The sequence below is a fragment of the Accumulibacter sp. genome (assembly GCF_031732815.1).
GTDB lineage: Bacteria > Pseudomonadota > Gammaproteobacteria > Burkholderiales > Rhodocyclaceae > Accumulibacter.
In genome coordinates this window covers 1-5,821 of record NZ_JAVMKF010000103.1, presented here as the reverse complement: position 1 = coordinate 5,821, position 5,821 = coordinate 1, and the positions used below count along the sequence as shown (strand labels likewise).

The window sequence follows — 5,821 nt, the reverse complement described above, 5'->3', positions numbered from 1 at the left end:
AGCTCCCCACGATCCCCGCCATCCCGGCAACCGTGTAGGGGAGTGAATGATTACGAAGGTGGCGGGCGTCGACATCAAGGACGCGCCTGCGGGCAAGCGGATCAAGGAATCCGCTGCCACAAGGACAAGTCGATCTGCAAAAACACGATTACGACAAATTGACAAACATGATCGTCGTTTCCATGATGCCAAACATCATGATCGTCGTAATCGCGTTTTTGCAAAATGAGACTTGCTGAATAAGAGCGGGGTGGGTTGGCGGTCGCCGTGCTTTACGTGCGGAAACAGCAGCGGATGCTGATCGAGCGCGAACTTCGCGCCAGCTTCAATCCACCCTGCGGCGATCAGTAACACCCACCCGGGGCTTCGGCCCCCGGCACCGACAAGATCAAGGAAAACACGATGACCGGCCAGATCACACAACAGGACGTCAACAGTACCGCATGGGCCGCCTGCGACACCTTCCGGGGCGTTGTCGATCCGGCCCAGTACAAGGACTACATCCTGGTGATGCTGTTCCTCAAGTACATCAGCGACCTGTGGGCCGACCATTACGCCGAATACCAGCGCGAGCATGGCGACAATGAGGAACGTATCCGCCGCAAGCTGGAGCGCGAGCGCTTCCTTCTGCCCTATGTCGAGTTCAAGGACGAGGAAGGCAAAGTGACTGAGCGCTTCCTTGCCGGCTTCAATGCCATTTACGACCGCCGCAAGGAAGCCAATCTCGGCGAATTGATCAACATCGTGCTTGACCACATTGAGGAGGCCAACAAGGCCAAGCTCGAAGGCGTGTTTCGCAACATCGACTTCAATTCGGAAGCCAATCTCGGCAAGACCAAGGATCGCAACCGCCGTCTGGAGAATCTGCTCAACGACTTCGCCAGGCTCGACCTGCGCCCGTCGCGCGTTTCCGAGGACGTGATCGGCAACACCTATATCTATCTGATCGAGCGCTTCGCTTCCGATGCTGGCAAGAAGGCCGGTGAGTTCTACACGCCCAAGCAGGTTTCCCGTCTGTTGGCGCAACTTGCCGCGCCGAAGTCCGGCGACCGCATCTGTGACCCGAGCTGCGGTTCGGGTGGTCTGTTGATCGAGGCCGCCGCGTTGGTCGAGCAGGCCGGCAGCCGCAACTTCGCCCTCTTTGGTCAAGAGGTAAATGGCAGTACCTGGGCGCTGGCGCGCATGAACATGTTCCTGCATGGCAAGGACGCTGCCCGCATCGAATGGGGCGATACCCTCAACAGCCCGGCGCTGGTCGAGAACGACCGTTTGATGCGCTTCAACGTGGTCGTCGCCAACCCGCCGTTCAGCCTGGACAAATGGGGCGGCCAGGAAGTCGAGGCAGACCGCTACGGCCGCTTCTGGCGCGGCATGCCGCCCAAATCCAAGGGCGACTACGCCTTCATCTCCCATATGATCGGCGTTGCCCTGCCGCAGGAAGGACGCGTCGCTGTCGTCGTACCGCACGGCGTGCTGTTCCGGGGCGGCGCCGAGGGCCGCATCCGACGTGCCCTGATCGAGGAAAACCTGCTCGATGCCGTCATCGGCCTGCCCGGCAACCTCTTCCCTACCACCTCGATCCCGGTCGCCATCCTGGTCTTCGACCGGGCGCGGGAAAAAGGCGGCCCCCGCGAAGCCTGCCATAACGTGCTGTTCATCGATGCCAGCCGCGACTACCAGTCCGGCAAGAACCAGAACACCCTGCTCGAAGCGCACATGACCCGAGTCCTCGGCGCTTTCCAATCGCGCCAGCCGGTCGACAAGTATGCCTGCGTCGCCACCCTGGACGAGATTGCCGAAAACGACTTCAACCTCAACATCCCCCGCTACGTCGATACCTTCGAGGAAGAAGAGGAAATCGACGTCGCCGCCGTGGAACGGGAAATCGAGCGACTGGAAGGCGAACTGGCCGAAGTGCGGGTCAGGATGAAGGCATACCTCAAGGATTTGGGCGTATGAGTAAGAGGACGAAGACCAATCTTCCTGCCAGCGAGACTGATCGAATCATCGTATTTCAGGAACGAAATACCCGGCGCATCTGGCACAACGACGAATGGTGGATTGCTATCGTCGACGTGGTCGCGGTGCTCCACGAATCGGTTCAGCCGGAAGGCTGTGTCAAGGATTTACGTCGGCGAGACAAGCAAAAGGCGAATTGCGCCAACACCGAGGGAATTTTCCGCATCATCCAGCCCAACCCCTCGGCCAAGGCCGAAGGACAAGCCCGGATTTTTCGAACAGTTGGGTTCGAATCCGGGCGAAGGGGGCATTGATGAAGAAGCAGGAAGTCTCGATTGTCCGCTCCTCGGCGGCGGAGTACCTGACCTTTGTCGCTGCCAGCGGCCAGGGTGGCGTGGAAGCCGTTCATGCCGACGAGAGCATTTGGCTGTCCCGGAAGATGCTGGCCCAGCTCTACGACGTGGATGTTCGAACCATCAACTACCACCTGAAAAAGGTGTTTTTCGACAGCGAACTCGAAGCCGAATCAGTTATCCGAAATTTTCGGATAACTGCCGCCGACGGCAAGAGCTACAACACCCAGCACGACAAACTGCCCGCCATCATCGCCGTGGGCTACACGGTCAACTCTGAGCGCGCGGTGCAGTTCCACAAATGGGCCACCGGCATCATCGAGCAGTTCACCATCAAGGCGTGTGCAATGGATGACGAGCGCATCAAGCGTGGCGGCGCCATCCTCACCGAGCAGTATTTCGAAGAGCAGCTTCAGCGCATCCGCGAGATTCGCCTCTCGCAGCGCAAGTTCTACCAGAAGATCACCGACATCTATGCCACGGCAGTCGACTACGACGTGACGGCGCAGGCCACCAAGCGCCTTTTCGCCACCGTGCAAAACAAGCTGCACTGGGCCATCCACGGGCTGACTGCTGCCGAGGTCATCTACCACCGCGCCGATGGCGAAAAGGCGAACATGGGGCTGACCACACGGAAGGACGCGCCGCTCGGCAAAATCCAGAAATTCGACCTGGCGGTGGCCAGGAACTGCCTGACCGAGCACGAAATCGCGCAACTTTCCCGCTTGGTCAACGCCTATCTGGATGTGGCCGAGGACATGGCGCAGCGCAAAATTCCCATGACCATGCAGGGTTGGGAAACCCGCCTGAGCCGCTTCATCGAGGCCACCGACCGCAGCGTGCAGGACCGGCTGTTCGAGTCGGATTTTGATCGGATGGTGAAGGCAGTCGCGGCGCTGGAACAGATGGAGCGCATGCTTGGGGATAAAGGGCGGGAGACAAAGAAATGACAGCCTCCATGCCTGAATATTGGTCACACTCAACCGTCGGCGATGCATGCGCCATTCGCAATGACCTTCGTCTTCCCATCTCTCGGGAAGAGCGCTCCGGCATGGAGGGCGATTATCCCTACTACGGTCCTACGGGCGTCCTCGATAGCATTGACGGTTATCGTCTTGACGGCACCTATGCACTTATCGGAGAGGACGGTGATCACTTTCTGGACGTCGAGAACAAACCCCAAACAATCCTCGTGACAGGAAAGTTCAACGTCAATAACCATGCTCATGTAATCCAGACAACTGAGCGATGCAGTGCAGAGTGGTTCTACAACTACTTCAAGCATCGCAGCTTGAAGCCATATCTCACTCGTCAAGGTGCTGGCCGATACAAGCTGAACAAAGCAGCACTTCAGTCAATTCCAATTGTGTTGCCGCCTGCGGCGGAGCAGGCGGCCATCAATCGTCTTTTTCGTGAATGGTCGAGCGCCATCGGAATAACAGAAAATCTGATCGCGGCAAAGGAACGTCACTACAGTCATGAGCTTTCACGCACCATTAGCCGAGGCCATCATCCGCGCAGCCACGTTGGGTCCTTCGCCCACGTAGTTTCCGAGCGCAATCACGGCGGCAACGCGGCTCGTGTACTTAGCGTGACCAACTCGCGGGGTTTCGTCCTGCCTGAAGATCAATTCGTGCGCCGGGTCGCCAGCGCCGACTTATCCAACTACAAAGTGGTGCGACGCGGGCAATATGCCTACAACCCCTCCCGAATCAATGTCGGCTCCATTGCCCGGCTGGATGGCTGGGACGATGGCGTGCTAAGCCCGATGTATGTGGTGTTCGGCGTAGACGAATCCAAGATTAATTCAGACTACTTCCTGCACTGGCTGGATTCTCACGAGGCATGTGAGCGAATCAGGAAGAGTGCCCAGGGCAGCGTCCGCGAAACCGTGTCCTTCACCGAATTCGCGGGTCTCGCAATTCCGCTGCCGGACGTGGCCAAGCAAGCCGCAATTGCCCTCTACCTGAATGCACTGCGTGATGAAATTGCCACTCTCGGCAATTACCTGGAAGCGCTCAAGACCCAGAAGCGCGGCCTGATGCAGAAACTCCTCACCGGTCAATGGCGGGTGAAATTACCGAAATCCAAGGAGAAGTCTCATGGCTAAGAAACTCATTCCGATGGCGATTTCCTACGACTTCGACGGCACGCTGGCGCCCGGCAATATGCAGGAATATGACTTCATTCCGGCGCTTGATATCAAACCCAGCGAATTCTGGAAGGAGTCAGGGCAACTTGCCGAGAAGCACGAAATGGATCAAATCCTTGCCTACATGCGCTTGATGCTGGAGGAAGCAGGTAAGGCAAAGGTCGCTGTGCGTCGGGCCGAATTCAAGAGCTTTGGTGCAAAGATCGAGCTGTTCCCCGGGGTGCGGGACTGGTTCAAGCGGATCAATGCCTACGCCAAGTCCAAGGGCGTACGGCTTGAGCACTTCATTATCTCTTCCGGTATCCGCGAAATGGTGGAAGGGACACCGATCTACCGGGAATTCAAGAAAGTCTATGCATCGGGTTTCATGTTCGACCATAACGGGGTTGCCTGCTGGCCGGCGTTGGCCGTGAATTACACAACGAAGACGCAATATCTTTTTCGCATCAACAAGGGCAGTCTCGACGTGCACGACAATTCGGTCATCAACAGATTCGGGCACTGCAAGTGCTGGTCAATCTTGGCTTCGAGCATCTGACGCCCAACGAGGCGCTGGCCGCGCGCGGCGGCAGGGCCGGCAACGTGCTGCTGGAGGAAGTCCTGCGCGGCCAGTTGAAGGCGCAGAACCGCATCCAGCACAAGGCGGCGACCTGGCTGTTTTCCGGAGAGAACATCCAGAGTGCCATCCAGCGCCTGAAGAACGTGAAATGCGATGGCCTGCAGAAGACCAATGAGGCCGTCTACGACCTGCTGACCCTCGGCGTGGCGTTGGAGCAGTCCATCGAGGGCGACGTGAAGAGCTTCACGCTCAACTATGTGGATTGGAGCAATCCAGCGAACAACGTCTATCACGTCACCACCGAATTCTCCGTCGAGCACTATCGACCAAAACTCGGCAGCTACGACACGGCGCGGCCCGATGTCGTGCTGTTCGTGAACGGTATCCCCTTCGCGGTGATCGAGTGCAAATCGCCGAAGGTGGAAGTCGAGCTGGCCATCTCGCAGATGATCCGCAACCAGCACGACGCGCACATTCCGCGCCTGTTCACCTACGCGCAGATGGTGCTGGGCGTGAACAAGAACGACGCTCGCTACGCCACCACCGGCACGCCGGCCAGGTTCTCGTCGAAATGGAAGGAAGAGGTTGCCGATGCCATGCTCCAGCCCTTGCTGGAGAAACCGCTGCCGGAGCGCGTAAAGGCGTCATTGTTCGACATCGCCTTCCAGGAACTGGGCGTACGCGAGGACACTGCGCCCTCCGTGGTCGGCCGCCAGGTCACTGAGCAGGATCGGGCGCTTTATCCTAAAAACCGCAGTCAGCCGACGCCATTCGCATAATTCCCCAGCAACCGATGCG

6 protein-coding genes and 1 pseudogene are annotated in these 5,821 nt (G+C 58.3%); all 7 read left to right on the top strand.

The features are described from left to right. Positions 1 to 46: 46 nt before the first annotated feature. Complete coding sequence (locus RKP46_RS08170) at positions 47 to 229, top strand: hypothetical protein (protein ID WP_311106188.1); 183 nt, start codon at positions 47 to 49, stop codon at positions 227 to 229. 173 nt (positions 230 to 402) lie between these two features. Next, a complete protein-coding gene (locus RKP46_RS08165) occupies positions 403 to 1,959 on the top strand; it encodes a type I restriction-modification system subunit M (protein WP_311106187.1) in 1,557 nt (518 codons plus the stop codon). Then, on the top strand, positions 1,956 to 2,273 hold the full coding sequence (locus tag RKP46_RS08160; protein WP_311106186.1) for a hypothetical protein: 318 nt from the start codon (positions 1,956 to 1,958) through the stop codon (positions 2,271 to 2,273). Before RKP46_RS08165 ends, RKP46_RS08160 begins: the two co-directional genes overlap by 4 nt. Further along, a complete protein-coding gene (gene rhuM, locus RKP46_RS08155) occupies positions 2,273 to 3,262 on the top strand; it encodes a RhuM family protein (protein WP_311106185.1) in 990 nt (329 codons plus the stop codon). Before RKP46_RS08160 ends, rhuM begins: the two co-directional genes overlap by 1 nt. Continuing rightward, complete coding sequence (locus tag RKP46_RS08150; protein WP_311106184.1) at positions 3,259 to 4,422, top strand: restriction endonuclease subunit S; 1,164 nt, start codon at positions 3,259 to 3,261, stop codon at positions 4,420 to 4,422. The genes rhuM and RKP46_RS08150 overlap by 4 nt, the downstream gene beginning before the upstream one ends. Then, the gene (locus RKP46_RS08145) at positions 4,415 to 5,002 is read left to right on the top strand and encodes an HAD family hydrolase (RefSeq protein WP_311106183.1); all 588 of its coding nucleotides are present in this window, start codon (positions 4,415 to 4,417) and stop codon (positions 5,000 to 5,002) included. Before RKP46_RS08150 ends, RKP46_RS08145 begins: the two co-directional genes overlap by 8 nt. Beyond that, positions 4,897 to 5,611, top strand: a pseudogene (locus RKP46_RS08140) (type I restriction endonuclease); the annotation flags it as partial. The gene RKP46_RS08145 and the pseudogene RKP46_RS08140, both read left to right, overlap by 106 nt. Positions 5,612 to 5,821 lie beyond the last annotated feature (210 nt).

Bases quoted from the DNA above. Each gene is read 5' to 3' on its own strand.
- RKP46_RS08145 (WP_311106183.1), top strand. From the start codon at position 4,415: ATGGCTAAGAAACTCATTCCGATGGCGATTTCCTACGACTTCGACGGC.
- RKP46_RS08165 (WP_311106187.1), top strand. From the start codon at position 403: ATGACCGGCCAGATCACACAACAGGACGTCAACAGTACCGCATGGGCC.
- RKP46_RS08160 (WP_311106186.1), top strand. From the start codon at position 1,956: ATGAGTAAGAGGACGAAGACCAATCTTCCTGCCAGCGAGACTGATCGA.
- rhuM (WP_311106185.1), top strand. From the start codon at position 2,273: ATGAAGAAGCAGGAAGTCTCGATTGTCCGCTCCTCGGCGGCGGAGTAC.
- RKP46_RS08150 (WP_311106184.1), top strand. From the start codon at position 3,259: ATGACAGCCTCCATGCCTGAATATTGGTCACACTCAACCGTCGGCGAT.
- RKP46_RS08170 (WP_311106188.1), top strand. From the start codon at position 47: ATGATTACGAAGGTGGCGGGCGTCGACATCAAGGACGCGCCTGCGGGC.